We start from the raw sequence: 26,170 nt of genomic DNA, 5'->3' as shown, positions 1-26,170 counted from the left end.
CTGCACAGTGGAAAACCTGATTGCGCTGCTGGTAGCGGCGCCACTGCTCGGAGCGGCCGTACTGCTGTGCGGCGGACGGCGGTTGGACCGTGTGGGCCATCTGCTCGGCACGCTGCTCTCGGCCGCCTCCTTCGTCATCGGCGTCCTCCTCTTCACCGACATGCTCGGCAAGAGCGCCGACGACCGCACCTTCACCCAGCACCTGTTCAGCTGGATCCCGGTCGAGGGCTTCCAGGCGGACGTCTCCTTCCAGCTGGACCAGCTGTCGATGACGTTCGTGCTCCTGATCTCCGGTGTGGGCACGCTGATCCACATCTACTCGATCGGGTACATGGAGCACGACGAGCGGCGCCGCCGCTTCTTCGGCTACCTGAACCTGTTCCTCGCGGCGATGCTCCTCCTGGTCCTCGCCGACAACTACCTGCTCCTGTACGTCGGCTGGGAGGGCGTGGGCCTCGCCTCGTACCTCCTGATCGGCTTCTGGCAGCACAAGCCCAGCGCGGCCACCGCGGCGAAGAAGGCCTTCCTGGTCAACCGCGTCGGAGACATGGGCCTGTCGATCGCCATCATGCTGATGTTCACGACGTTCGGGACGTTCGCCTTCGCGCCGGTCCTGAAGGCGGCGGAGGAGCACCAGGGCGGCGGCGCGACGCTGACGGGCATCGCCCTGATGCTGCTGCTCGCCGCGTGCGGCAAGTCCGCCCAGGTGCCGCTGCAGTCCTGGCTCGGTGACGCGATGGAGGGCCCGACCCCGGTCTCGGCCCTCATCCACGCCGCGACCATGGTGACCGCGGGTGTCTATCTGATCGTCCGTTCCGGCGCGGTGTTCAACGCGTCGCCGGACGCACAGCTCGTCGTCGTCATCGTCGGTTCGGTCACGCTCCTGTTCGGTGCGATCGTCGGTTGCGCGAAGGACGACATCAAGAAGGCGCTGGCCGGCTCGACGATGTCGCAGATCGGCTACATGGTGCTGGCCGCGGGCCTCGGCCCCATCGGCTATGTCTTCGCGATCATGCACCTGGTGACGCACGGCTTCTTCAAGGCGGGCCTCTTCCTCGGCGCCGGTTCGGTCATGCACGGCATGAACGACGAGGTGGACATGAGGAAGTACGGCGCCCTCAGGAAGTACATGCCGGTCACGTTCGTCACGTTCGGGCTCGGCTATCTCGCGATCATCGGCTTCCCCGGTCTGTCCGGCTTCTTCTCCAAGGACAAGATCATCGAGGCGGCGTTCGCGAAGGGCGGCACGGAGGGCTGGATCCTCGGCTCGGTGGCCCTGCTCGGCGCGGCCATCACCGCGTACTACATGACGCGCGTGATGATCATGACGTTCTTCGGTGAGAAGCGCTGGCAGCCGGATGCGGAGGGCCACGAGCCGCACCCGCACGAGTCGCCGAAGTCCATGACGATCCCGATGATCGTGCTCGCGTTCGGATCCGTCTTCGCGGGTGGCTTCTTCAGCATCGGCGACCGCTTCCTGCTCTGGCTGGAGCCGGTCACCGAGCACAGCCACGGGGACGCGCCGATCAGCGCCACGACCGTCACCGCGGCCACCATGGTGGTCCTGGTGATCGGGGTGGCCCTGGCCTACCTCCAGTACGGCCGCCGCCCGGTCCCCGTCGTCGCCCCGCGCGGCTCGCTGCTCACCCGGGCGGCCCGCCGTGACCTGCTCCAGGACGACTTCAACCACGTGGTCCTGGTCCGCGGCGGCGAGCACCTCACCCGCTCCCTGGTCTACGTCGACCACACCCTGGTCGACGGCGTGGTCAACGGGACGGCGGCCTCGGTCGGCGGGCTCTCCGGCCGGCTGCGCAAGCTCCAGAACGGCTACGCCCGCTCGTACGCCGTCTCGATGTTCGGCGGTGCGGCACTCATCGTCGCCGCGACCCTGCTGATGAGGGCGGTCTGATAGCAATGTCCTTTCCTCTGCTGACAGCGACGGCGGTGCTCCCAGCCGTGGGAGCCATCGCCACGGCTGCCGTCCCGGCCGCGCGGCGCACGGCGGCGAAGTGGCTCGCGCTGCTCGTCTCGGTCGCCACGCTCGTGCTGGCCGCGGTCGTGCTCGTGCGCTTCGAGCCCGGCGGTGACCGCTACCAGCTCACCGAATCCCACTCCTGGATCAAGGACTTCGGGGTGCGGTACGAGCTGGGCGTGGACGGCATCGCGGTGGCGCTCATCGCGCTCACCGCCCTCCTCATCCCGTTCGTGATCCTCGCGGGCTGGCACGACGCCGACCCGCAGGAGACCGGGAGTTCGAGGTGGCGGCCGACGCAGGGCTTCTTCGCCCTGATCCTCGGCGTCGAGGCGATGGTGATCATCTCCTTCGAGGCCACCGACGTCTTCCTCTTCTACATCTTCTTCGAAGCCATGCTCATCCCGATGTACTTCCTCATCGGCGGCTTCGGGGACCGCGCCCACTCGGGCAGCGACGAGAACGCGGCAGCCCAACGCTCCTACGCTGCCGTGAAGTTCCTCCTCTACAACCTCGTCGGCGGCCTCATCATGCTGGCCGCCGTGATCGGTCTCTACGTAGTGGCGGGGAACTTCTCGCTCCAGGAGATCGCCGCCGCGCGGGCGAACGGTTCGCTGCACATGGCGACCAGCACCGAGCGCTGGCTCTTCCTCGGCTTCTTCTTCGCCTTCGCGGTGAAGGCGCCGCTGTGGCCGCTGCACACCTGGCTGCCGAACGCGATGGGGGAGGCCACCGCCCCGGTCGCCGTCCTCATCACGGCGGTGGTCGACAAGGTCGGCACGTTCGCGATGCTCCGCTTCTGCCTCCAGCTCTTCCCGGAGGCGTCGAAGTGGGCGACGCCGGTCATCCTCGTACTGGCCCTCATCAGCATCGTCTACGGCGCGCTGCTCGCGGTCGGTCAGCGGGACATCAAGCGCCTGGTGGCGTACGCGTCGATCTCGCACTTCGGGTTCATCGTCCTCGGCATCTTCGCGATGACGAGCCAGGGCCAGTCGGGCGCGACGCTCTACATGGTCAACCACGGAATCTCGACGGCCGCCCTGATGCTGGTGGCGGGCTTCCTGATCTCGCGCCGCGGCTCGCGCCTGATCGCGGACTACGGAGGCGTGCAGAAGGTCGCCCCGGTCCTCGCCGGCACGTTCCTGATCGGCGGCCTCGCGACCCTCTCGCTGCCGGGCCTCGCGCCCTTCGTGAGTGAGTTCCTGGTCCTGGTCGGCACGTTCTCGCGCTACCCGGTGATCGGGATCATCGCGACCTTCGGCATCGTGCTCGCCGCGCTCTACACGCTGGTCCTCTACCAGCGGACGATGACGGGCCCGGTGAAGCCGGAGGTCTCGGCCCTGCCGGACCTGCGGGTGCGGGAACTCGCGGTGGTCGTCCCGCTGATCGCCGTGCTGATCTTCCTGGGCGTCTACCCGAAGCCGGTCACCGACCTGGTGAACCCGGCGGTCAAGCAGACCCTGTCCGACGTACACAAGAAGGACCCGAAGCCAGCGGTGGAGGCGGCCAAGTGAGCGCAGCAGCCGTCCACAGCCTGTGGACAACGGCGGCCGATCCCATTTCCAAGATCGACGCGCCAAAGATCGAATATGGCCAATTGTCGCCCACCCTGATCGTCATCGGTGCGGCGGTCCTCGGGGTCCTTGTCGAGGCGTTCGTGCCGCGCAAGTCCCGCTACTACGTCCAGGTGTTCCTCGCCGTCGTCGCCCTGGCCGCCGCGTTCGCCGCGGTGGTCGGGCTCGCGGCCGGCGGGTACGGCACCACGAAGGCACACATCGCGGCCATGGGCGCGATCGCCGTCGACGGCCCGGCCCTGTTCCTCCAGGGCGTGATCCTGCTGACCGGCCTCGTCGCGATCTTCACCTTCGCCGAGCGCCGCCTCGACCCGGAAGCGCACGGCAACCGCGTCGACTCGTTCGCCGCGCAGGCCTCGGCCGTTCCCGGCAGCGACAGCGAGAAGGCCGCGGTGAAGGCCGGGTTCACCACCACCGAGGTGTTCCCGCTCGCGCTCTTCGCGATCGGCGGCATGCTGGTCTTCCCCTCGGCGAACGACCTGCTGACGCTGTTCATCGCCCTGGAAGTCTTCTCCCTGCCGCTCTACCTCCTGTGCGCCGTGGCCCGCCGCAAGCGGCTCATGTCGCAGGAGGCAGCCGTCAAGTACTTCCTCCTCGGCGCCTTCGCCTCGGCGTTCACCCTGTTCGGCATCGCCCTCCTGTACGGGTACGCGGGCTCGGTGTCGTACGCGACGATCGCCGACGTCGTCGACGGATCGATCCAGAACATCGACCCGGCGCTCGCCGACACCATGGGGAACGACGCGCTGCTGCTCATCGGCGTCGCCATGGTCGTCATGGGCCTGCTGTTCAAGGTCGGCGCCGTGCCGTTCCACATGTGGACCCCGGACGTCTACCAGGGCGCGCCCACGCCGGTCACGGGCTTCATGGCGGCCGCCACGAAGGTCGCCGCCTTCGGCGCCCTCCTGAGGCTCCTGTACGTCGTCCTGCCCGGCCTGCGCTGGGACTGGCGGCCGGTCATGTGGGCCATCGCGATCATCACGATGCTGGGCGGCGCGATCGTCGCCATCACCCAGACCGACATCAAGCGGCTCCTCGCGTACTCGTCGATCGCGCACGCCGGATTCATCCTCGCCGGTGTCATCGCCACGACACCCGACGGCATCTCGGCCGTGCTCTTCTACCTGGGCGCGTACTCGTTCGTGACCGTCGGTGCGTTCGCCGTGGTGACGCTGGTCAGGGACGCGGGCGGCGAGGCCACGCACCTGTCGAAGTGGGCGGGGCTCGGGCGCCGCTCGCCGCTGGTCGCGGCCGTCTTCGCGGTGTTCCTGCTCGCCTTCGCCGGTATCCCGCTGACCTCGGGCTTCGCCGGAAAGTTCGCCGTGTTCAAGGCGGCGGCGGAGGGCGGCGCCGGCGCGCTCGTCGTGGTCGGTGTGATCTCGTCGGCCATCGCGGCGTTCTTCTACATCCGTGTGATCGTGCTCATGTTCTTCAGCGAGCCGAAGGCGGACGGCCCGACGGTCGCCGTGCCCTCGCCGCTCACCATGACCACGATCGCGGTGGGTGTGGCGGTCACGGTGGTGCTGGGCCTTGCGCCGCAGTACTTCCTGGACCTGGCGAACCAGGCGAGCGTGTTCGTGCGGTAACCGCGCCACGCACGGTCGTCACCGCCCGGTGTCCCCGCGAGGGGGTGCCGGGCGGAGGCGTTCCGGGACTCCGGCCGGGAGGTGACTTCACCCCCAGCCTGTGGATAACTTTTCGGGCTGTCGGTGCGGAGCCCTATCGTGGCAGCAGTGGTCGAACCACGGAGTATGGACGTACGGGGGACAGGGCGATGAATGGGATCGGTGGCATGAGCGAGGTGACGGAGCCCGGCGTGGCGACGGCGATGCGCGGCGGCGCGCTGGAGACGCTGCACCGCGTCTTCGGATATGACGCGTTCCGCGGCGAGCAGGAAGCGATCATCGACCACGTCGTGGACGGCGGGGACGCCGTCGTCCTGATGCCGACCGGCGGCGGAAAGTCCCTGTGCTACCAGATCCCGGCCCTGGTCAGGGCCGGCACGGGCGTCGTGATCTCGCCCCTCATCGCCCTCATGCAGGACCAGGTGGACGCGCTGCGGGCGCTCGGCGTCCGCGCCGGGTTCATGAACTCGACGCAGGACTTCGACGAGCGCCGCACCGTCGAGGCCGAGTTCCTCGCGGGCGAGCTGGACGTCATCTATCTGGCACCGGAGCGGCTGCGCCTCGACTCCACGCTCGACCTGCTCTCCCGCGGCAGGATCTCCGTCTTCGCGATCGACGAGGCGCACTGTGTGGCGCAGTGGGGGCACGACTTCCGCCCGGACTACCTGGCCCTGTCCGTCCTCGGCCGGCGCTGGCCGGACGTGCCGCGCATCGCGCTCACGGCGACCGCGACGCACGCCACGCACGAGGAGATCACCCAGCGCCTGGGCATGCCGGACGCGAAGCACTTCGTGGCGAGCTTCGACCGGCCCAACATCCAGTACCGGATCGTGCCGAAGGCCGACCCGAAGAAGCAGCTCCTGACCTTCCTCAAGCAGGAGCACGAGGGCGACGCGGGCATCGTGTACTGCCTGTCGCGCAAGTCGGTGGAGGCGACGGCCGAGTTCCTCAGCCGGAACGGCATCGAGGCGGTCCCGTACCACGCGGGTCTCGACGCGGGCACCCGCGCGGCGCACCAGTCCCGCTTCCTGCGCGAGGAGGGCCTGGTCGTCTGCGCGACCATCGCGTTCGGCATGGGCATCGACAAGCCCGACGTCCGGTTCGTCGCGCATCTCGACCTCCCGAAGTCCGTCGAGGGCTACTACCAGGAGACGGGCCGCGCCGGGCGTGACGGGCTCGCGTCCACGGCCTGGATGGCGTACGGGCTGCAGGACGTCGTCCAGCAGCGGAAGCTGATCAATATGGGGGAGGGGGACGAGGCGTTCCGGCGCCGGGCGGGGTCCCATCTCGACGCGATGCTGGCGCTGTGCGAGACGGCGCAGTGCCGCAGGTCCCAGCTGCTCATGTACTTCGGGCAGGAGCCGCAGACGGCCGCCTGCGGCAACTGCGACACGTGCCTCTCGCCACCGGAGACCTGGGACGGCACCGTCGCCGCGCAGAAGATCCTCTCCACGGTGGTGCGCCTCGACCGGGAGCGCAGGCAGAAGTTCGGCGCGGGCCAGATCATCGACATCCTGATGGGCCGGCGCACGGCCAAGATCATCCAGTTCGACCACGACCAGCTCTCCGTCTTCGGCATCGGCGAGGACCTGAGCGAGGCCGAATGGCGTGGCGTGGTACGGCAGTTGCTGGCGCAGGGGCTCATCGCGGTCGAGGGTGAGTACGGGACGCTGGTACTCACCGAGGACAGCGGGAGCGTCCTCGGGCGTCAGCGGGAGGTGCGGCTGCGCAAGGAGGCGCCCAGGCCCGCCACGTCCCGCTCGGCCTCGCGCGACCGCAAGGCGAAGTCGCCCGCGGCGGACCTGCCGGAGCAGTTGCTGCCCGTCTTCGAGGCGCTGCGCGCGTGGCGCGGCGCGCAGGCGAAGGAGAACGGGGTCCCGGCGTACGTCATCTTCCATGACGCGACGCTCAAGGAGATCGCCCTCCAACACCCCGCGTCCATCGGTCAGTTGGGCGCGATCGGCGGCGTCGGGGAGAAGAAGCTGGCGACGTGGGGCGAGGGTGTCCTCGAGGTCCTGGCCGGCCTGGACGGCGCCGGTTCCGGCGGCGCCCCGGCCCCGGCCGGCCCCGCCGCCGGGGAGGCGCCGGAGCCGGACCCCGGCTGGCCCGAGGACGAGCCGGAGCCCGAGGACATCGACTGGTGACGGTGGTGGCGCCGCCCTCAGGCCGCTGACGGCGCCGTCCTCAGGTCGCTGACCGCGCCACCCCCAGGCCTCTCACACCGCGGCGCCCGCCACGATCCGTCCGGTCACCTCGCCGAGGCCCACGCGGGTGTCGTTCGGGCCCGGGGCCCACGCCGTCATCGTGACCACGTCGCCGTCCTCGAGGAACGTCCGCTTGCCGTCGGGGAGTTCGATGGGGTCGCGGCCGTTCCAGGTGATCTCGATGAGGGAGCCGCGTGCGTTCTCCGAGGCGCCGCTGATCGTGCCGGAGCCGTACAGGTCGCCCGTACGCAGGGAGGCGCCGGCCACCGTCATATGGGCCAGCATCTGCGCCGCCGTCCAGTAGAGGGAGGCGGAGGAGGTCTCGGAGATGACATGGCCGTTGAGCGTGACGGTGATGTGCAGGTCGTAGCCGCCGGGCTCGTCCGCGATGCCGTCGGCGGAGGGCGCCGAGTCGTCCAGATACGGCAGCAGCGGGTAGGTGCGCTCCGGGGGCGTCACGCGCGCCTCGTCCAGCGCGTCCAGCGGAGTGATCCAGGCCGAGACCGACGTGGCGAACGACTTGCCGAGGTGCGGGCCGAGCGGCACGGTCTCCCAGGACTGGATGTCACGCGCCGACCAGTCGTTGAGGAGGCAGAGCCCGAACACGTGGTCGCGGTACGCGGACAGCGGCACCGGTGTGCCCTGTGTGGACGGCGTCCCGACGACGAAGCCGAGCTCCGTCTCGATGTCGAGCCGCACGGAGGGGCCGAAGACGGGGGCCGGGTCGGCCGGGGGCTTGCGCTGGCCGGAGGGGCGGATCACGTCCGTGCCCGAGACCACGACCGTCCCGGCGCGACCGTGGTAACCCACAGGCAGATGCTTCCAGTTGGGCTTCAGCGGCTCCTCGTCCGGGCGGAACATCCGGCCCAGGTTCCGGGCGTGGTTCTCCGAGGCGTAGAAGTCGACGTAGTCCGCGACCTCGAAGGGGAGGTGCAGGGTGACATCGGTGAGCGGGTGCAGCAGGGGCCGTACGGTCTCGCGGTGGGCCGGGACCGTGACCCAGGCGGTGAGCGCGCGGCGCACGTCCGACCAGGCGGTGCGGCCCGCCGCCATGAGCGGGTTCAGGGTGGGACGGGCGAGCAGGGAGACGTAGGGCGAGCCGAGCGCTGCCGCCGCGGCGCCCGCGTCCAGCACGTACGAGCCGAGCCGCACGCCGACCCGGCGCGCTTCCACGGCGTCCCCCGGCAGGGAGAACACCCCGTACGGGAGGTTGTGCGGTCCGAAGGGGTCGCCTTCGGGGAGGTCGAGGGGGGTGAGCGGGGTCTGCTCGGACATGCGTACCTGCCTCGCTTTCCATATGGGTGGGCCACACGTTACGTGGGAGCGCCGCGTTGGGGCAGTGTCTAAAGAGTTCGCAATGTCCGGATAAGCCTTGCTGGAGTGGTCAATTCCGGCTTAGCGTCCTATCGGGGGACGCGGACGGGGTGGGTCCGGGTCCGAAGGGGGACAGGACACGTGGGGGGACCCGTGGCCAGCAGCGCCAGCAGCGTGCCGTTCGCAGCCGACCGGGACGTGCCGGGCCTGATCGTCAAGTTCGGCGACTATCCACTGCACCACGGCGGAGTGGGAGCAATCCGCAGCCTGGGGCGTCTCGGCGTGCCCATGTATGCGATCACGGAGGACCGTTACACGCCCGCGGCGTCCTCGCGCTATCTGCGCCGGGCCTTTCCCTGGCGGACCACCGGGGCCGAGGAGCCGGAGCGGCTGGTCGAGGGCATGCTGCGCATCGCGCGCCGGATCGGCAGGCCTACGGTCCTGATCCCGACCGACGAAGAGGCGGCCGTCCTCATCGCGGAGCACCAGGAGGAGTTGGCCGACGGCGGGAAGTTCCTGTTCCCGCGCGTCGAGCGGGACCTGCCGCGCCGGCTTGCCAGCAAGCAGGGGCTGCACGAACTGTGTGTGGAGCACGGCGTCGCGTCGCCGGCGGCGGCGTTCCCCGAGTCGTACGCCGACATCGAGGAGTTCGCCGCGTCGGCCCGCTTCCCGGTGGTCGCCAAGAACCGTGAGGCGTTCACGCGCCGCAAACAGCCCGCGGTGAACGGGACGACGAAGATCGCGACCCCCGAGGGCCTGCTCGAACTCGCCCGTGACTGGGGCGAGCAGCCCGGCGTGATCCTCCAGGAGTATCTGCCGAGGGAGCAGGCCGAGGACTGGATCGTGCACGCGTACTTCGACGCGGACTCGACGCCGCTGGCCCTCTTCACCGGTGTCAAGGTGCGCTCCTGGCCGCCGCACGCGGGCATGACGGCGAACGCGTACGTCGTCGACAATCCGGAACTCGCGGACCTCGCCGCGCGTTTCATCAAACAGATCGGCTTCACCGGCGTCATCGACCTCGACCTGCGCTTCGACCGGCGCGACGGCCGGTACAAGCTCCTCGACTTCAATCCGCGCATGGGCGCACAGTTCCGGCTCTTCGAGAGCGAGTCCGGGATCGACGTCGTCCGTGCCATGCATCTCGACCTGACCGGCCGCGCCGTCCCGGAGGGGGAACAGCGCGCGGGTCACCGGTACGTGGTGGAGAACATCGACCTGCCCGCACTCATCGCCTACCGCCGCAGCGGTTACACGACCCCGCACGCCCCGGCCCGCGCCACGGGCACGGAGCTCGCGTGGCTCGCCACCGACGACCTGCGGCCCCTGTTCACGATGCTCGCCCGGTTCGTGGGCCCGGGAGCCCGTCACCTCCATCAGCTGTGGCGGACCAACCGCCGCGGCAGCGGCACGACGAAGACCAAGGCCAAGACCAAGACCAAGACCAAGGCAAAGACCAAATAACGCACCAGCAACACGACGTGCGGGCGCACGAGCGCCAAGTGCCGCCGCGAAGTAGGAAGCAAATGTTCTTCCCTGGGGAGGGGACTTCGTGATTCATCCGGTAGCTGTCATCGGAGCGGGCCCGTACGGCCTGTCGACCGCCGCCCATCTGCGGGCGCGCGGCATTCCGGTACGTGTCTTCGGCGACCCCATGGTGAGCTGGCGCTCGCACATGCCAGCGGGAATGATCCTGAAGTCCGTGCCGTCCGCCTCGAACATCGACGCCCCGCAGCGGGGCCACGACCTCGTCGACTACTGCGAAGCCGCCGGGATCCCGCGCCTGGTGACGGACGAGGACATCGTCCCCGTCGAGACGTTCGTCGCCTACGGGGACTGGTTCCAGCAGAAGCTCGTGCCCGACCTGGAGCGGGTCAGGGTCGTGTCGGTCGACCGGCGCGGACACGAGAACTTCGAGGTCAAGCTGGACTCCGGGGAGCAGTTCACGGCCCGCGCGGTCGTCGTCGCCACCGGCCTTTCGGGTCTTGACCACCTGCCGCACGAGCTCGCCGCGGCGGCGCCCGACGGGCCCGCGCCCACAGGTCCCGTCTCCCACAGCTCGCAGCACCACGACCTGTCCCGGTTCTCCGGCAGGGAACTCATCGTGGTCGGCGCCGGACAGTCCGCCCTGGAGACCGCCGCGCTCGCCGCGGAGGCCGGGGCGAGCGTACGGATCGTGGCGCGCGGAAAGGGTTCCGTGCGGTTCGGCGCGCCGCCGTGGGACCAGCCGAAGCTGCGCCCCGAGACACCGTTCGGCCGGGCCTGGTCGCTGTACGCGCTGACGTACTACCCCCACCCGTACCGCCATCTCCCGCCGCAGGCGCGGCACTTCCTCGTCCGGCGGGTGCTCGGGCCGCTCGGGGCGTGGTGGCTGCGCGAGCGGTTCGAGGACAAGGTGCGGGTGCGCGAGGTGGAGGGCATCGTGGGGTCCGCCGCGGCGGACGGGGGCGCGAGCCTCATCGTGCGGGCGCCCGGCGGGCGCCGCGAGGAATTGACCGCGGACCATGTCATCGCCGCGACGGGCTACCGCGTCGACCTCGCCGCAATGGACTTCCTCGGCGACGGCCTGCGGACCCGGATAGCCGCCAGCCGGGGAACCCCCCGGCTGGGCGCCGGCTATGTGTCCTCGGTGCCGGGGCTCTACTTCACGGGCATGCTGGGCGGGTCGTCGTTCGGGCCGGTGATGCGGTTCGTGTGCGGCACCGAGTTCGCCTCGCCACGTCTGGCGAAGCACCTCGCGGCGGCCCACGCGTGAGGCGCCCCGCGCAAGGGTGAACGAGCCGGGCAATGGACGGGGCGACGGAGGGGGTGACCGGGCGGAGTGACCTGGGGGAGCGGTCCGTATTCTCTCGATCATGCCCGCTCCGTTTCGCTCCGCTCCGTTCGAACTCATCGCCACAGACCTGGACGGGACGCTGCTGCGCGGCGACGACACGGTCTCCGACCGGACGCGTGGTGCCCTCGCGGCCGCGGCCGCCGCGGGGGCCCGCCACCTCGTGGTGACGGGACGGCCCGCGCCGCGCGTGCGGCCGCTGCTCGACGAGCTCGGGGGCACCGGGCTCGCGGTCTGCGCCCAGGGCGCCCAGCTGTACGACGCGGCGACGGACCGCATCGTGTGGTCCCTGACCCTCGACCGTGACCTCGCCGAACAGGCCCTCGGCAAGATCGAGGCCGAGGTCGGCCAGGTCGACGCGGCGGTCGATCAGGACGGTACGGACGGCCTGACGCTCATCGAGCCCGGCTATGTGATGTCGCATCCCACGCTCCCCGCCGTGCGCATCGAGCGCCGCGAGGAGCTGTGGGCCGAGCCCATCAACAAGGTGCTGCTCCGTCATCCCCGGCTGACGGACGACGAGTTGGCGACGGCGGCGCGGGCGGTCGTCGGCGACCTGGCGACGGTCACCATGTCGGGCCCCGGCACCGTGGAGCTCCAGCCGTGCGGCGTCACCAAGGCGACGGGGCTCGCGCTGGCCGCCGAGCGGCTCGGTCTGACACCGGAGCGCACGATGGCCTTCGGCGACATGCCGAACGACCTGCCGATGTTCGCGTGGGCCGGCCACGGCGTCGCGATGGCCAACGCCCACGCAGAACTCAGGGCGGCGGCCGATGAGGTGACCCTGTCGAACGAGGAGGACGGCGTCGCCGTGATCCTCGAACGCCACTTCGCACGACGCTAGCCACGCGCCCCGCCGGCACTGCCCCGCTGCCTCACCCCGCCGTACGCGGAATCCGCTGCTCCCACGTCCGGTGGAAGACCACCTCGCCGCCGTCCCGGCACACCACCTCGTTGCTGGTGATGAAGTCCGTCGCGTCGCAGGCGATTTCGGAGCGGGTCTTGATCGTCACGTCCCACGCCAGCTCGGGCCGGTGCAGACGGATCGACCAGTCGGAGCGGGTGCGTGCGCTCAGCGGGTCCGACTCCTGGATGACGTACGTCTCCACGGCGTCCTCGGTGAATTCGAGGCCGTCGGGGTAGACGCGGGTGCCGCCGTAGCGCGGGTCGACCTCGAGGCGCCATTCGCCCTTGGCGACGTCGCGGACGCAGAGGCGCTCGGGGCGCTGTTCGTCCAGGGTGGCCGGGTGGACGACGCCCATCGGCTCGGACTGTTCGGGCTGTTCGAAGCCGATGTCGGCGCCGTTCTCGGCGTCGACCATCCTGACCGGCAGTTCGAGGGCGCTGCCCGCCGGGTCGAGGGTGAAGCCGGCCTCGGATCCGGGTTGCGGCCAGATCCACGGCCAGTACGCGGACGACACCGCGAGGCGGATGTGGTGCCCGGCCGGGAAGGTGTGGCCGATGCCGTTCAGCTCGAAGGAGAACTCGTCCGTGGTGCCGGGGGGCCAGGCGACGGCCTTGTCGCGGCCCTCGCGCGAGGACAGGTTCAGGACGCCTCGTGTGACCAGCGTGGACGAGCCGTCGGGCGCCACGTCGCACACCCGGACGGCGACCTGCCCGCGCGGTACCTCGCTGGTGATCCGCAGCGTCACCCGTGGCCGGCCGAGGACCTGCAGCTCCGATGGCACCTCGAACTCGAAGCACGCCGACTTCGCGTCCTCGTCCCGCTGGTCCGGCGGCAGGTCCGCGTCGTTGCCGAAGGGGAAGAAGCGGCCCGCGTCCAGGCCCGTCTGCTGGGGCGACTTCACGATCACGGGCGGGCCCTGAAGGGCGTACGCGAGGGGCGCGACGTTCGGGGACGGCCAGGACGGATCGCCGACCCAGTGGCCCGGCAGCGTCGGGTAGACGGTGGCGGGCGGGTGCGAGTCGCTGATCCAGGAGCGGAGTTTGGGCTCCGCCATGACGCCGTTGTCCACGCCCTTGAGGTGGTGGTCCCACCAGCGGAGGGTCTCCTGGAGGAAGCCGATCGCGGGGCCCGGCGGCAGGCCGCGGTCCGGGTACTGGTGCGACCAGGGGCCGATGATCCCGCGTACCTGCTGGTCGGGCAGGTTCTCGACCAGGCGCAGGACGGTGTCGCGGTACGGGTCGTGCCAGCCGCCCACCGCGAGGACGGCCGCGCGTACGGCGGTGTAGTCCTCGCAGACGCTGCCGTGCTGCCAGTAGGCGTCGCGCGTCTGGTGGCCGAGCCAGGTGTGGATGAACGGGTCGACCGCTTCGAGGCGCTTCAGCCACATGTCGCGCCAGCCCTCGCCGACGAACTGGGGGTCGGGCGGCCGCGACACGAAGGCGAGCATGGTCGCCGCCCACGCGTGCATGTCCACCGCGAGGACGGAACCTCCCATGTAGTGCACGTCGTTGTCATAGCGGTCGTCCGTCGAGCAGACCGTGACGACCGCCTTGAGCGGCTCGGGCGCGAGGGCCGCGATCTGGAGGGAGTTGAAGCCGCCCCAGGAGATGCCGAACATGCCGACCCTGCCGCTGCACCAGGGCTGTGCGGCCAGCCAGTTGACGACGGCGACCCCGTCCGCGAGCTCCGTCGTGTCGTACTCGTCGCCGGGCAGGCCGTCCGAGTTGCCGTGCCCGCGCACGTCGACGCGTACGGAGGCGTAGCCGTGGCCCGCGTACCAGGGGTGGCGCTGCCAGTCGCGCGGCGCCGTCCAGTCGCTGAGGCGGTACGGGAGGTATTCGAGGATCGCGGGCACCGGCTCGTCGGTCACCGGACGCCAGATGCGGGCGAACAGTGTGGTGCCGTCCGGCAGGGGTACGCGAACGTCCTCGCGGGTCGTCTCGTAGGGGAAGGAGGTGCGGATGGTGATGGCCGGTGTTTCTGACATGGGAGTTACCTCAGTGAACGGGGTGCATGGTCCTGCGCAGCCACGGCGCGAGCGCGACCACGACCAGGCCGATGGCGACGGCGATGGCGCCGTTGACGCCGAAGTACACGGGATTGGAGACCTCGCCGTAGAGCTTCACGGTCTGTGCCTGGATGCCGTTGGCGAGGGCGAGCGACAGGAACCAGAGCGACATGGTCTGGCTGGAGAATGCCTTCGGCGCGAGCTTCGTCGTCGCCGACATGCCGGAGGTCTCCAGGAGGATGTCGCCGAGACCGAGCAGGAGATACGAGCCGACGATCCACCAGGCGGTGATCTTGTACGTGTCCCCGCTGTGCCCCGAGGTGGGGATGACCATGAGCAGGAACGACAGACCGCCCAGGATCACACCGAACGCGATCTTGTTGGAGGCGTGCGGCTGACGCGGCCCCATCCGGGCCCACAGACCGGCCACCACGGGGGCGAGCGCGACCTCGAAGGCGCCGAGCGCGGACGCGTACCAGCCGGCGGGGAAGTGGAAGCCGAGGATCTCGGTCCTGGCGTTCGTCGAGGCCAGCAGGATCATCGTCGAGTACGCCTGGAACAGGATGAAGTTGAAGACCACGGAGGCCAGGAAGAGCACGACGTACGGCTTGAGCCTGCCGCGCTCCTCGGAGGTCACGCGGGGGCTGCGGAACATCACCGCGAAGTACACGACCGGCGCGATCACCGAGATGACCGTGAGGACGTCCACGAAGCGGTCCATCGTCAGCCGGCCGGCCCACGAGGACCACGGCGAGTACGGCGACGGCGATCGCGCCCGCGATCATCAGCCGGACCGCGCGCCGCATCCCCTCGGGCGGCAGGGCGTACTCGGCGGCGTGTTTGCGTCCGGCCAGGTGACGCCGCCCGGCGACGTACTGGATGAGACCGAACGTCATGCCGATCGCGGCGGCCGAGAAGCCCCAGTGCCAGCCCTTGTGGTCGCCGAGCCAGCCGGTGATCAACGGGCCCGCGAAGGCGCCGATGTTGATGCCCATGTAGTACAGCGCGAAGCCGGCGTCGCGGCGCTCGTCGTCCGTGCGGTAGAGCTTGCCGACCATGGTGGCGACATTGGGTTTGACCAGGCCGGTTCCCGCGCTGATCAGGCCGAGACCGACCCAGGTCATGGCCGCCGTCGGCACCGCCATGGCGTAGTGGCCGCAGGCGATCAGGATGCCGCCGTACAGGACCGCGCGGTACGAGCCGAGGATCCGGTCGGCGAGCCAGCCGCCCCCCACCGAGACGAGATAGACGAGCGTTCCGTACGCTGCCGATACGGACGCCGCCGTCCCTGCGGACATGCCCAGGCCACCGTGTGCGACCGTGTCCGCGAAGTAGAGGACGAGGATGGCCTGCATGCCGAGGAACGAGAAACGCTCCCAGACCTCGAGGCCCGACAGCGTGAGCAGGCCGCGCGGCTGGCCGAAGAACGCGTGGTCGTCGCCCGGCGGCGGCTGCTCGCTCTCCGGTTCGTTCGGCTCGGTCGCGGCCGTGATGCGGGACAAAGGGGAGACTCCCGGTCTACTCGGTCGTATGAGCTGATCAAGAACATACCGGGGGTGTTCGTGGGTCGCTCGGCCTGGTCTGTGCGGGCAGGCCCCCACTGTGATCGAAACGCGACCGGATACGCTGACTTGAGTGATGGCAGCGACACATCGACAAACCGTGTCATCGACCAAATGATCGACCGAGTTCGCCATGTGATCGTCAGCAGACAGGAGAACCTCTCGTGACCGTCGTCGGGACTTTCGGTCTTAGCGTGCGGGACCAGGCTCTCGAAGCCGATGTCCAGGCCGGGTTGGCGGCTGTCGAGGAGGGTCTGCTCGAGGCAACGAAGAGCGAGGTCCCCTTCATCACGGAGGCCGCGCAGCATCTCGTGCGCGCGGGCGGCAAGCGCTTCAGGCCCCTCCTCGCGATGCTCGCTGCGCAGTTCGGCGACCCGTACGCGCCGGGTGTCGTGCCCGCCGCCGTCGTCGTCGAGCTGACGCATCTCGCGACGCTCTACCACGACGACGTGATGGACGAGGCCGACGTGCGCCGCGGTGTCGACAGCGCCAACACCCGCTGGGGCAACTCCGTCGCGGTCCTGACCGGCGACTTCCTCTTCTCGCGCGCCTCCCACATGCTGGCCGACCTCGGGCCCGAGGCCGTCCGCATCCAGGCGGAGGCCTTCGAGCGTCTCGTCACCGGGCAGATCCTGGAGACGGCCGGACCGCGCGACGGCCGCGACCCGGTCGACCACTACCTCGACGTCCTCGGTGGCAAGACCGGCTCGCTGATCGCCGTGGCCGTGCGGTTCGGCGCGATGATGGCGGGCGCCGACGAGCGCATCGTGGACGTCCTCGCGCAGTACGGCGAGCGGCTCGGCGTCGCCTTCCAGCTCGCCGACGACGTCCTGGACATCGCCTCCGACTCGCACGAGTCCGGCAAGACCCCCGGCACCGACCTGCGTGAGGGCATCCCCACGCTGCCGGTGCTTCGCCTGCGCGAGCGCGCCGAGCAGCTCGGCCTGCCCGAGGACCGAGCCCTGTGCGAGCTCCTCGACTCGGACCTGACGGACGACGAGCGCCACGCCGAGGCGCTCGAGCGACTGCGCGTCCACCCGTCCCTGGAGCAGGCCCGCAGGGACACCGTGCGGTACGCGGAGGAGGCGCGGGAGACCCTCGCGCCGCTGCCCGAGTGCGACGCGAAGGCGTCCCTCCTGGAGCTGTGCGACGCGGTGGTGCACCGGGCGGGCTGACGCCCTCCCGCCTCACCGGGCCGCCACGCGCGGGCCGGCCCGGTCAGTAGCCGTTGCTGCTCGACCCCGAGCTGCCCTGTGCCTTGGCGCCGGTGGGTGTCGCCGCGAACCATGTGCCGTCCACGCCCCGCCCGTACGCCTCCTTCGGCGATGGAGTGGTGGTGCGAGGCAGATCCCGGCTGGCAGCTGCGACCCCGGCACGGTCGTCGGCGTGCCCTACCGGGCCGACCACGTGTTCGTTCGGCGCTGATCGATACGAGGGACCGGCGGCGTCTCCCCTACGGGATGGGGGAGGCGCCGCCCTTCCGTGTCATACCGCGGGAGTACGCGGAGTTGATCCTGGGGTCTGACGCTTCCGTGCGGCCGATTTGGTCAGATTGATAGCACCACTCCCGACCAGTTCGGGTGAGAATGGCGGCTTGGGGTGGACAGACGAGCAAGGACGGTAGGCCGCCGCCCAACACGGAGGTAGGGCAACAACATGGCACCGTACGAATCCGAAAGCGCCGGTCGTCGCAAGGCGACCCGCTATGTGGTCCCGGTCGCGGTGGTGGGGGTGGCCGCGGCGACGATCGGGCTCGTCCCCGCGCTGGCCGACTCCGGCAATCCCGATCTGCCGAAGATCAGTGCACAGCAGCTCATCGAGAAGATCGCCAAGTCGGACGTGCAGCAGATGTCCGGCACGGTGAAGATCTCCACGGATCTCGGACTCCCGTCCCTGGGCGGTATGGCGGGCGGCTTCACCCCGGGCGCCGGCGGCTCCTCGGACGGCAAGGCGGGCTCCTCCGCCGACCCGCAGTCCAAGCTGATGGAGCTGGCCACCGGCACGCACACGCTGCGTATCGCGGCGGACGGCCCCGACCGGCACAAGCTGTCCGTCCTGGACAGCGCAGCCGAGTACAGCGTGATCCACAACGGCGACGAGGTCTGGGCCTACGACAGCGCGTCGAACGAGGCGTACCACGCCAAGGGCGCCGCTGCCGCAGGTGACCGGGCCGCGCAGCACCGCAAGGGGGAGACGCCGAAGGGTGTCCCGGCCACGCCGAAGGAGCTCGCGGACGAGGTCCTGAAGGCGTCCGGCAAGACGACGTCCATCTCCGTGGAGGGCACCTCGCAGGTCGCGGGGCGTGACGCGTACAAGCTGCTCGTCAAGCCGAAGCAGGCCGGTTCGACGGTCGGCGGGATCACCATCTCGGTGGACGCGAAGACCGGTGTGCCGCTGAAGTTCACGCTGACGCCCGCGGGCGGCGGCAAGGCGGTCGTGGACGCGGGCTTCACCAAGGTGGACTTCTCCAAGCCGGCCGCTTCGACGTTCGACTTCACCCCGCCGAAGGGCACCAAGGTCACCGAGGGCGACGACCTCAAGGCGCGGGACAAGTCCCACGCGCCGAAGGACATGCCGAAGGACATGCCGAAGGGCATGCCCAAGGAGCTGAGGGACGCTCAGGGCGGCGGCATGAACGACCTGAAGGTCATCGGTGAGGGCTGGACGTCCATCGCCGAGCTGAAGTTGCCCGGCGGGCAGGGCCTGCCGACGGGCGGCTCGTCCTCGGGCGACGTCCCGCCGGAGGCACAGAAGTTCATGGACGCGCTCGGCGACCATGTGACGGGCAAGTTCGGCTCGGGCACGGTCTTCTCGACGCGCCTGGTCAACGCGCTCGTCACGGACGACGGCAAGGTCTACGCGGGCGCGGTCACCAAGGACGCGCTCGTGAAGGCGGCGAACGCGGCGCAGTAGCCGTACGCGGCACGAGAGTTGGCAGGCAGGAGTGGAGGCGCCGGTCCCGGTGCCTCCACTCCCGCACTCCACCAGGACCGACGGGCACGACGGGAGCGAGATGGCGGCGAGCACTGCCGAGGAGTCCGTGATCGAGACGCGGGCCCTCACCAAGCGCTACGGCGGCGACCAGTTGGCGGTCGACGGCCTCGACCTCACCGTCCCGGCCGGCAGCGTCTTCGGCTTCCTCGGGCCGAACGGCTCGGGCAAGACCACCACCATCCGCATGCTGATGGGCCTGATCGAGCCGACGTCCGGCGCGGCCAGCGTCCTCGGTCTCCCCATGCCCCGCGCCACGCGTACGGTCCTCCCGCACGTCGGCGCGCTCATCGAGGGCCCCGCCCTGTACGGGTTCCTGTCCGGCCGCGACAACCTCATCCGGTACGACTCCGCGGATCCGGCCGCCGACCCCCGCACCCGCCGCGCCCGCGTCGCCACCGCGCTCGACCGGGTGGGCCTGACGGCCGCCGCGGGCAAGAAGGCGAAGGCGTACTCGCTCGGCATGAAGCAGCGCCTCGGGCTCGCGGCCGCGCTGCTCCAGCCCCGCAGACTCCTCGTGCTCGACGAGCCGACGAACGGCCTCGACCCACAGGGCATGCGCGAAATCCGTTCCCTGGTGCGGGAGCTGGCGTCGGACGGCACGACGGTCTTCCTCTCCTCGCACCTCCTCGACGAGATCGAGCAGGTCTGCACGCACGCGGCCGTGATGGCGCGGGGCCGGCTCATCACGCAGGGTCCGGTCGCCGAGCTCGCGGCGGGCGCCCGAGGCCGTCTCGTGGTCACGACCCCCGACCCGGGCGACGCGGCGCGCGTCCTGAAGGAGCGGGGCATCGCGGACCTGACCGTGACGGACGACCAGGTGACGGGGGAGCCGCCCGGTCCGGGCGCCGACCTCGCCGAGCTGAACGCCGCGCTGGTCACCGCGGGCGTCCGTGTCCGCGGCTTCGGACTCGAACGGGCCTCGCTGGAGGACGCGTTCGTGGCCCTGACGGGAGAGGGATTCGATGTCGCAGGCTGAGGCCACGGCCGCCGGCACCACCGCCACCGTCGTGACGGACGCGTCGCCCGTGCGGAAGAGGATCTGGACGCTCGGCCTGTTCCGCAGCGAGCTGGTCACCACGTTCCGCCGCTGGCGCACGATCGCCCTGCTCGCCGTCCTGGCCGGGGTGCCCATCCTCGTCGGGATCGCCGTGAAGATCGAGACGAGCGGGGGTTCACCGGCCGCGGGCGGCGGGGGAGGACCCGCGTTCATCGCGCAGATCACCAACAACGGCCTGTTCCTGGTCTTCACGTCGCTCGCCGCGACGCTCCCGTTCTTCCTGCCGATGGCCGTCGGGGTGATCGCGGGGGACGCGATCGCCGGCGAGGCGAACGCGGGGACGCTGCGCTATCTGCTCGTCGCCCCCGCGGGCCGCACCCGTCTGCTGCTCACCAAGTACGCGACGACGATGACGTTCTGCCTGGTCGCGACGTTGGTCGTGGCGGTGACGGCGCTCGCCACGGGCGCCCTGCTCTTCCCGCTCGGCGACCTCGTCACGATCTCCGGCACCCGGATCGGTTTCGGCGAGGGACTCGTACGGGCCCTGCTGATCGCCCTCGTCGTGGCCGCGTCACTCGTCGGGATCGCCGCGCTCGGACTGTTCGTCTCGACCCTCACCAACAGCGGGATCGCGGCGATGGCGACGACGGTGGGCCTGCTCATCACCGTCCAGATCCTCGACCAGATCCCCCAGCTGCACGCGATCCAGCCGTACCTGTTCTCGCACCACTGGCTGTCCTTCGCCGACCTGATGCGCGAGCCGGTCTACTGGGACGACCTGCTCAAGAACCTGGGCCTCCAGGGCCTGTACGCGGCCGTGTTCGGCTCGGCGGCGTGGGCGCGCTTCACGGCGAAGGACATCATGGCGTAACCAACTGCCGCGCTACTGCACCTCGTACGGGAAGCGGGCGATCTCCGGCTGCCGTTCGGGCGCGAAGAACGCCTTGGCGCGCAGCAGCGCCTCCTCGTCCTTGAGCACGTCGCCGGGCCTGCTGCCGTTGCCGAGCAGGACGCCGCCGAAGCGCATGCCCATGTACGCGGCCGAGTTGCGCAGCGTGCCGACCAGCGGGTCCGCGACGACCTGCTCCTCGTGGGCAAGCGCCGTCACGCCCCACAGGGTGCGCCCTTCGAGGCTCGCCTTGAAGTCGATGCCGGGGGTACGCAGCCAGCCCGACCAGTAGTCGAGGTAGCGCTTGGTGGGGGCCGAGAGGGAGTACCAGTACAGCGGCGACGCGATGACGATGTCGGTGGCTTCGAGGGTCGCATCCAGGAGCAGCGCCGTGTTGTCGCCGGTGGGCCGGGTGTGGTCGCTGTCGTGGCGCAGGTCCTCGAAGTCGGGGAGGGGGTGCGCGGTGAGGTCGATCCAGCGCTGCCCGACCTCGGGGGAGAGCTGCTCGGCGGCCTTGCGGGCCAGGATCTCGGTGTTGCCTTCGCCGCGGCTGCTGCCGAGCAGGAAGAGGAACGTGCGGGACATGGGGCACTCCGGGGTCGGTTGGTCGCGCCGATTACCTGCACGTGCAGTTTATGCACACGCAAGTAATTCCGTCCAGAGGATTCGCCTCGGGCCCGGGGGGTCACGGAGCGCTCGGGCCGACCGCCGCTCCGGCCGCTGCGGCCGCCTCCTCCACCGCCCGGGTGTCGTACGCGGCGCGGGCCACGGCGATCTCGCCCTGGTGGCGCTCGGTCCAGGTCACCAGGGACCGGATCGTCTCGTGCAGCGTGCCGCCGAGTGCCGTCAGCTCGTACTCGACCCGGGGCGGCACCACCGGGTGCACCGTCCGCTTCACCAGGCCGTCCCGCTCCAGCTGCCGCAGCGTGACCGTCAGCATCCGCTGGCTGATCCCGTCGATCTCGCGGCGCAGCTGGGTGAAGCGCAGCCGTCGGTGTTCGAGGAGCGCGATGACGAGCAGGGACCACTTGTCGGCGACCCGGTCGAGGATCTGGCGCACCTCACAGCCCTCGCGGGTGTCCCACTGGAAGGGGTCCGGGTCGCCGTGGTCGGCGCCGGAGACGGTGCTCGCGCAGTTACTCGGTGACTTCGAAGTGCCTTCTTCCATGCCCGTCGATGCTGCCGCAGGATCGTGGTGGTTACAAGAGGGAACCGACCCTCTGTCGCGTAACCACCCTTCCCTTCAAGCGACTTGAGGAGCCGATCCGTCATGGGCACTCGCGCCTGGGCACTGCTGCTGGTCCTCTGCGGAACGATCTTTCTGGAGGGCATCGACGTCGCCATGCTCGCCGTCGCGATCCCCTCGATCCGGTCCGACCTGGGCCTCGGCACCGACACGGCCGCGTGGGTCATGAGCGCGTACGTCCTCGGCTACGCCGGATTCACGCTGCTCGGAGGCCGGGCGGCCGATCTGCTCGGGCGGCGCCGGATGTTCCTGTTCTGGCTGGCCGTCTTCCTGGCCTTCTCCGGGCTCGGCGGCTTCGCGACCGAGGGGTGGATGCTCATCGTCGCGCGCTTCGTCACCGGCGTCTCCGCCGCGTTCATGACGCCGGCCGCGCTGTCGCTCATCACCACCTCGTACGCCGAGGGGCCGCAGCGCAACAAGGCGCTCCTCGTCTTCGCGGGAACGGCCGCGGGCGGCTTCTCGCTCGGGCTCGTCATCGGCGGGCTGCTGACCGAGCTCGGCTGGCGGTGGGTGTTCTTCGCGCCCGTGCTGCTCGCCGGGGCGATCCTGGCCGCCGCGGGGCGGCTGATCCCCGTGCAGGCCGCGCCCGAGCGGCGGGGCGGCGGGTTCGACGTGGCCGGAGCGGCCGCGGCCGCGGGCGCCATGCTCCTCGTCGCCTACGGCGTCGTGCGGCTCGAACACGGGCTCGCGGGCTGGCCGCTGACGGCCGCCGCCGTCGCCCTGGGGCTCGTACTCGCGGGTGTCTTCGTGGCCGTGGAGCGGCGCAGCGCGGCGCCCCTCGTGCGGCTCGGCATCTTCCGTACGGGGACGGTGGTCCGCGCCGACCTGGGGGCGCTGCTGTTCGTCGGCGCCTTCTTCGGTTTCCAGTTCGTGCTGACCCTGTACCTCCAGGAGCTGCGGGGCTGGTCGTCCCTGCAGACGGCGATCGCGCTCGTCGTGATGGGCTGCGACGCGGTCCTCGCGCCGACGCTCACCCCGCGCCTGGTCGAACGCTTCGGCAACGCGCGCGTCGTCCTCGGCGGCTTCCTGCTCGCGATCCTCGCGTACGGGCTGTTCCTGCCGGTGGGCATGGACTGGACGTACGCCGCCATGTTCCCGACCCTGATCATCGCCGGGACCGCCTTCGCGCTCGCCTACGGTCCGCTGACCATCGCGGCGACGGACGGGGTCGCGGCGGAGGAGCAGGGGCTCGCGGGCGGGCTGCTCCACACCTCGACGCAGTTCGGTTCGGCGCTGGGCATCTCGGCGGTGACCGCGGTGTACGGGCTCGCCTCGAAGGGGGCCGGCGCGGCGGACACGCTCTCCGCCTTCCGCGCGGCCCTCGTGGTGCCGGTGGTGATGGTGACGCTGGGCGCGCTCGTGTCGGCGCGCGGGATCAGGCGGCCGGCTCGCGCCGCGGATCCGTCTGCGGACCCGACTGTGGCTGGGTCTGCTGCTGGGTCTGTGTCCGGGGATTCGTCGTCGACTCCGGCACCGTCTCCGGAGCCGTCACCCGCGCCTCCTGCTCGGCAAGCGCGATCCGCCCCCGCCGGGCCGTCCGCAGCGCGTCCCACGTCAGGAGCGTGAGCGCCACCCACACGAGAGCGAAGCCCGCCCAGCGTTCGGCGGGCATCGCCTCGTGGAAGTACAGGATGCCGAGCAGGAACTGGAAGACCGGCGCCAGGTACTGGAGCAGCCCCAGCGTCGACAGCGGTACGCGGATCGCGGCGGCGCCGAAGCAGACCAGGGGAATCGCGGTGACCAGGCCCGTCGCCGCGAGCAGCGTGGCGTGGCCCGCGCCGTCGCCGAAGGTGGACTCGCCCTGCGCGCCGATCCACAGCAGATAGGCGAGCGCGGGCACGAACTGGATCGCGGTCTCGGCGGCGAGCGACTCCAGGCCGCCGAGGTTGACCTTCTTCTTCACCAGGCCGTACGTGGCGAAGGAGAAGGCGAGGCAGAGAGAGATCCAGGGCGGCTGCCCGTATCCGAAGGCGAGGACGAGGACCGCGGCGAGGCCGACGCCGACCGCCGCCCACTGAGCGGGCCGCAGCCGCTCGCCCAGGAGCAGGACGCCCATGGCGATGGTGACCAGCGGATTGATGAAGTAGCCGAGCGAGGCCTCGACGACATGGCCCGCGTTCACGGCCCAGATGTAGACGCCCCAGTTGACCGTGATGACGGCCGCGGCGACGGTGACGAGCGCCAGCTTGCGCGGGTTGCGCAGCAGCTCACCGGCCCAGGCCCAGCGGCGTACGAAGAGCAGGGCGACGCCGACCACGGCCAGCGACCACACCATGCGGTGGGCGAGGATCTCGCCGGCGCCGGCGGGCTTGAGCAGGGGCCAGAACAGGGGCACCAGGCCCCACATTCCGTAGGCCGCGATGCCGTTCAACAGTCCTGTGCGCTGTTCGCTTCTCGACTGCCCAGCCTCCACGGCCCCTCCTCCACACGCGCGGACGCCCCGTGGCGGCCACCCATGAAGGTAGCGCCGCGGGGCACCGGCTGTCATGTCCGTATCTCTATACGGTCATGACGGGACATCCGTGCAGGTGGGAAATCGCCCGTTCCTAGGCGAGGGCGGCCTTGATCGCGTCCGCGAGCGGGGTGGTGGGGCGGCCGGTCAGCCGGGACAGGTCGCCGCCGGTGGCAGCGAGCAGGCCCTGCTCGATGGCGGTGTCGACGCCCACGAGGATGTCGGCGAACGGCGCGGGCAGACCCGCGCCGAGCAGGATCTCCCTGTTCTGCTCGGGCGTGACGGCGTTGTACGCGATCGCCTTGCCCGTCTGCTTCGACAGCTCGGCGGCGTACTCGGCGAGGGACCAGGCGACGTCGCCGCTCAGCTCGTACGCCTTGTGCTCGTGGCCCTCGCCGGTCAGGACGGCGACCGCGGCGGCGGCGTAGTCGGCGCGAGAGGCGGAGGCGATCCGACCCTCGCCCGCGGAGGCGACGACGGCACCGTGCTCCAGGACCGGGGCCAGGCGCTCGGTGTAGTTCTCGTGGTACCAGCCGTTGCGCAGGAACGTGTACGGCAGACCGGAGTCGAGGATCGCCTGCTCGGTCACCTTGTGCTCGGCCGCAAGCTCGAAGTCGGCGTCGGGCCCGCCGAGGATGCTCGTGTACGCGAGCAGGGCGACGCCCGCGCCCTTCGCGGCGTCGATCACGGCCCGGTGCTGCGGCACGCGCTGCCCGACCTCGCTGCCGGAGATCAGCAGGACCCGGTCCCCGGCGGCGAAGGCGCCGGTCAGCGTCTCGGGCGCGTTGTAGTCGGCGATCCGCAGCTCGACGCCCCGGGCGGCGAGGCCGGCGCCCTTCTCCTTGTCGCGGACGACGGCGGCGATGCGCTCCGCCGGGACGCCGGCGGCGAGGAGGCCGTCGATGACGAGACGGCCGAGGTGTCCGGTGGCTCCGGTGACGACGATGCTCATGTCTGGAATCTCCTCTTAGGGGGTTATCTGGCCTTAGGGGCTTATCTGGCACCGAGCCTACGGGTAGCGCTAACCAGTGGAAAGTACCCACTTTGAAGTAAGGTACTGGCATGGCAGTAAGCAAGGGGAGTTCCGGCGGCGAGGACATGTGCCCGTACCGCCTCGTGCTCGAACACGTCACCAGCCGCTGGGGCGTCCTCGTCCTGATCGCCCTGGAGGAACGCTCGTACCGCTTCAGCGAGCTGCGTCGCGAGATCGGCCGCGTCAGCGAGCGGAACGTCAGCGAGAAGATGCTCACGCAGACGCTCCAGACCCTGGAGCGCGACGGCATGGTGCACCGCGACGCGAAGCCGGTCATCCCGCCGCGCGTGGACTACTCGCTCACCGGCCTCGGCCGCGAGGCGGCGGAACAGGTCCGCACGCTGGCGATCTGGACGGAACGCCGCATGGAAGCGGTGACACAGGCCCGCAGCGCATACGACGAGACCCGCGCCCCGTAAGGGGACGCGGGCCTGTTCCGGGTACGGGGACGACTAGCCGACGACCGTCCAGGTGTCGCCGCCGGCGAGCAGTGCGGCCAGGTCGCCTTTTCCGTTCTGTTCGATCGCTTCGTCGAGCTGCTCGGACATCTGCACGTCGTA

At 70.5% G+C, this 26,170-nt stretch carries 18 protein-coding genes and 3 pseudogenes; 13 read left to right on the top strand and 8 right to left on the bottom strand.

The window, feature by feature from the left end:
- The first annotated feature begins 7 nt into the window (after positions 1-7).
- The 4 genes from nuoL to recQ all read left to right on the top strand — a co-directional run bounded on the left by nuoL (position 8) and on the right by recQ (position 7,315).
- Positions 8-1,909, top strand: a complete 1,902-nt coding sequence (nuoL, locus tag ACWFR4_RS35050; protein ID WP_453456988.1) for an NADH-quinone oxidoreductase subunit L — start codon at positions 8-10, stop codon at positions 1,907-1,909.
- 5 nt (positions 1,910-1,914) lie between these two features.
- The gene (locus ACWFR4_RS35045; protein ID WP_453456986.1) at positions 1,915-3,486 is read left to right on the top strand and encodes an NADH-quinone oxidoreductase subunit M; all 1,572 of its coding nucleotides are present in this window, start codon (positions 1,915-1,917) and stop codon (positions 3,484-3,486) included.
- Positions 3,483-5,132 (top strand): NADH-quinone oxidoreductase subunit NuoN, encoded by a 1,650-nt coding sequence (gene nuoN / locus ACWFR4_RS35040; protein ID WP_453656007.1) that lies wholly within the window; start codon positions 3,483-3,485, stop codon positions 5,130-5,132. Before ACWFR4_RS35045 ends, nuoN begins: the two co-directional genes overlap by 4 nt.
- Positions 5,133-5,338: 206 nt before the next feature.
- Positions 5,339-7,315 (top strand): DNA helicase RecQ, encoded by a 1,977-nt coding sequence (gene recQ, locus ACWFR4_RS35035; protein ID WP_453656006.1) that lies wholly within the window; start codon positions 5,339-5,341, stop codon positions 7,313-7,315.
- Positions 7,316-7,387: 72 nt separating this feature from the next.
- Here the strand turns inward: recQ and fahA are convergent, their stop codons facing one another.
- Entirely contained in the window at positions 7,388-8,650 is a 1,263-nt protein-coding gene (gene fahA, locus ACWFR4_RS35030) for a fumarylacetoacetase (RefSeq protein ID WP_453656005.1), read from the bottom strand.
- 192 nt (positions 8,651-8,842) lie between these two features.
- Here fahA and ACWFR4_RS35025 point away from each other — a divergent pair, with 192 nt between their 5' ends.
- From ACWFR4_RS35025 to ACWFR4_RS35015, 3 genes are all read left to right on the top strand, one after another.
- A complete protein-coding gene (locus ACWFR4_RS35025; RefSeq protein WP_453656004.1) occupies positions 8,843-10,153 on the top strand; it encodes a carboxylate--amine ligase in 1,311 nt (436 codons plus the stop codon).
- 88 nt (positions 10,154-10,241) lie between these two features.
- Positions 10,242-11,444, top strand: a complete 1,203-nt coding sequence (locus ACWFR4_RS35020; protein WP_453656003.1) for an FAD-dependent oxidoreductase — start codon at positions 10,242-10,244, stop codon at positions 11,442-11,444.
- Positions 11,445-11,544: 100 nt separating this feature from the next.
- Positions 11,545-12,366 carry an HAD family hydrolase gene (locus ACWFR4_RS35015; protein ID WP_453456969.1) on the top strand — a complete coding sequence of 274 codons (822 nt, stop codon included), beginning with the start codon at positions 11,545-11,547 and terminating at the stop codon, positions 12,364-12,366.
- Between the two features lie 31 nt (positions 12,367-12,397).
- On the opposite strand, the gene ACWFR4_RS35010 is transcribed toward ACWFR4_RS35015, so the two are convergent.
- The gene (locus tag ACWFR4_RS35010; protein ID WP_453457074.1) at positions 12,398-14,398 is read right to left on the bottom strand and encodes a CocE/NonD family hydrolase; all 2,001 of its coding nucleotides are present in this window, start codon (positions 14,396-14,398) and stop codon (positions 12,398-12,400) included.
- 28 nt (positions 14,399-14,426) lie between these two features.
- A pseudogene (locus ACWFR4_RS35005) lies at positions 14,427-15,939 on the bottom strand (peptide MFS transporter).
- A 224-nt stretch (positions 15,940-16,163) separates the two neighbouring features.
- Here ACWFR4_RS35005 and ACWFR4_RS35000 point away from each other — a divergent pair.
- From ACWFR4_RS35000 to ACWFR4_RS34985, 4 genes are all read left to right on the top strand, one after another.
- A complete protein-coding gene (locus ACWFR4_RS35000; protein WP_453656002.1) occupies positions 16,164-17,174 on the top strand; it encodes a polyprenyl synthetase family protein in 1,011 nt (336 codons plus the stop codon).
- A gap of 481 nt (positions 17,175-17,655) precedes the next feature.
- Positions 17,656-18,912: a LolA family protein gene (locus tag ACWFR4_RS34995; RefSeq protein WP_453456960.1), complete on the top strand. Its 1,257-nt coding sequence runs from the start codon at positions 17,656-17,658 to the stop codon at positions 18,910-18,912.
- A 100-nt stretch (positions 18,913-19,012) separates the two neighbouring features.
- Positions 19,013-19,969, top strand: a complete 957-nt coding sequence (locus ACWFR4_RS34990) for an ABC transporter ATP-binding protein (RefSeq protein WP_453456957.1) — start codon at positions 19,013-19,015, stop codon at positions 19,967-19,969.
- Positions 19,956-20,861 (top strand): ABC transporter permease, encoded by a 906-nt coding sequence (locus ACWFR4_RS34985; protein ID WP_453456955.1) that lies wholly within the window; start codon positions 19,956-19,958, stop codon positions 20,859-20,861. Before ACWFR4_RS34990 ends, ACWFR4_RS34985 begins: the two co-directional genes overlap by 14 nt.
- A 12-nt stretch (positions 20,862-20,873) precedes the next feature.
- Here ACWFR4_RS34985 and ACWFR4_RS34980 read toward each other — a convergent pair whose 3' ends face one another.
- Both ACWFR4_RS34980 and ACWFR4_RS34975 read right to left on the bottom strand, forming a co-directional pair.
- Positions 20,874-21,464 (bottom strand): flavodoxin family protein, encoded by a 591-nt coding sequence (locus tag ACWFR4_RS34980; protein WP_453656001.1) that lies wholly within the window; start codon positions 21,462-21,464, stop codon positions 20,874-20,876.
- Between the two features lie 100 nt (positions 21,465-21,564).
- On the bottom strand, positions 21,565-22,047 hold the full coding sequence (locus tag ACWFR4_RS34975) for a winged helix-turn-helix transcriptional regulator (RefSeq protein WP_453656000.1): 483 nt from the start codon (positions 22,045-22,047) through the stop codon (positions 21,565-21,567).
- A gap of 102 nt (positions 22,048-22,149) precedes the next feature.
- On the opposite strand from ACWFR4_RS34975, the pseudogene ACWFR4_RS34970 reads away from it, so the two are divergent.
- Positions 22,150-23,515: pseudogene (locus ACWFR4_RS34970) on the top strand (MFS transporter); the annotation flags it as partial.
- On the opposite strand, the gene rarD reads toward ACWFR4_RS34970, so the two are convergent.
- Positions 23,501-24,472: an EamA family transporter RarD gene (gene rarD, locus ACWFR4_RS34965; RefSeq protein WP_453656043.1), complete on the bottom strand. Its 972-nt coding sequence runs from the start codon at positions 24,470-24,472 to the stop codon at positions 23,501-23,503. The pseudogene ACWFR4_RS34970 and the gene rarD overlap by 15 nt on opposite strands.
- 199 nt (positions 24,473-24,671) lie before the next feature.
- On the bottom strand, positions 24,672-25,529 hold the full coding sequence (locus ACWFR4_RS34960) for an SDR family oxidoreductase (protein WP_453655999.1): 858 nt from the start codon (positions 25,527-25,529) through the stop codon (positions 24,672-24,674).
- Positions 25,530-25,639: 110 nt separating this feature from the next.
- Here ACWFR4_RS34960 and ACWFR4_RS34955 point away from each other — a divergent pair, with 110 nt between their 5' ends.
- Positions 25,640-26,029: a winged helix-turn-helix transcriptional regulator gene (locus tag ACWFR4_RS34955; protein WP_453456944.1), complete on the top strand. Its 390-nt coding sequence runs from the start codon at positions 25,640-25,642 to the stop codon at positions 26,027-26,029.
- Between the two features lie 33 nt (positions 26,030-26,062).
- Here ACWFR4_RS34955 and ACWFR4_RS34950 read toward each other — a convergent pair.
- Positions 26,063-26,170: pseudogene (locus ACWFR4_RS34950) on the bottom strand (2-oxoacid:ferredoxin oxidoreductase subunit beta); the annotation flags it as partial.

The organism is Streptomyces sp. NPDC055140, assembly GCF_053607285.1.
This window is presented reverse-complemented; position numbering and strand designations above follow the sequence as displayed.

Coding starts and splice junctions, on each gene's coding strand:
- fahA (WP_453656005.1), bottom strand. CDS start 8,650: ATGTCCGAGCAGACCCCGCTCACCCCCCTCGACCTCCCCGAAGGCGAC.
- ACWFR4_RS34985 (WP_453456955.1), top strand. CDS start 19,956: ATGTCGCAGGCTGAGGCCACGGCCGCCGGCACCACCGCCACCGTCGTG.
- recQ (WP_453656006.1), top strand. CDS start 5,339: ATGAGCGAGGTGACGGAGCCCGGCGTGGCGACGGCGATGCGCGGCGGC.
- ACWFR4_RS34975 (WP_453656000.1), bottom strand. CDS start 22,047: ATGGAAGAAGGCACTTCGAAGTCACCGAGTAACTGCGCGAGCACCGTC.
- ACWFR4_RS34960 (WP_453655999.1), bottom strand. CDS start 25,529: ATGAGCATCGTCGTCACCGGAGCCACCGGACACCTCGGCCGTCTCGTC.
- ACWFR4_RS34990 (WP_453456957.1), top strand. CDS start 19,013: ATGGCGGCGAGCACTGCCGAGGAGTCCGTGATCGAGACGCGGGCCCTC.
- ACWFR4_RS34980 (WP_453656001.1), bottom strand. CDS start 21,464: ATGTCCCGCACGTTCCTCTTCCTGCTCGGCAGCAGCCGCGGCGAAGGC.
- rarD (WP_453656043.1), bottom strand. CDS start 24,472: ATGTGGGGCCTGGTGCCCCTGTTCTGGCCCCTGCTCAAGCCCGCCGGC.
- ACWFR4_RS34995 (WP_453456960.1), top strand. CDS start 17,656: ATGGCACCGTACGAATCCGAAAGCGCCGGTCGTCGCAAGGCGACCCGC.
- ACWFR4_RS34955 (WP_453456944.1), top strand. CDS start 25,640: ATGGCAGTAAGCAAGGGGAGTTCCGGCGGCGAGGACATGTGCCCGTAC.
- ACWFR4_RS35015 (WP_453456969.1), top strand. CDS start 11,545: ATGCCCGCTCCGTTTCGCTCCGCTCCGTTCGAACTCATCGCCACAGAC.
- ACWFR4_RS35045 (WP_453456986.1), top strand. CDS start 1,915: ATGTCCTTTCCTCTGCTGACAGCGACGGCGGTGCTCCCAGCCGTGGGA.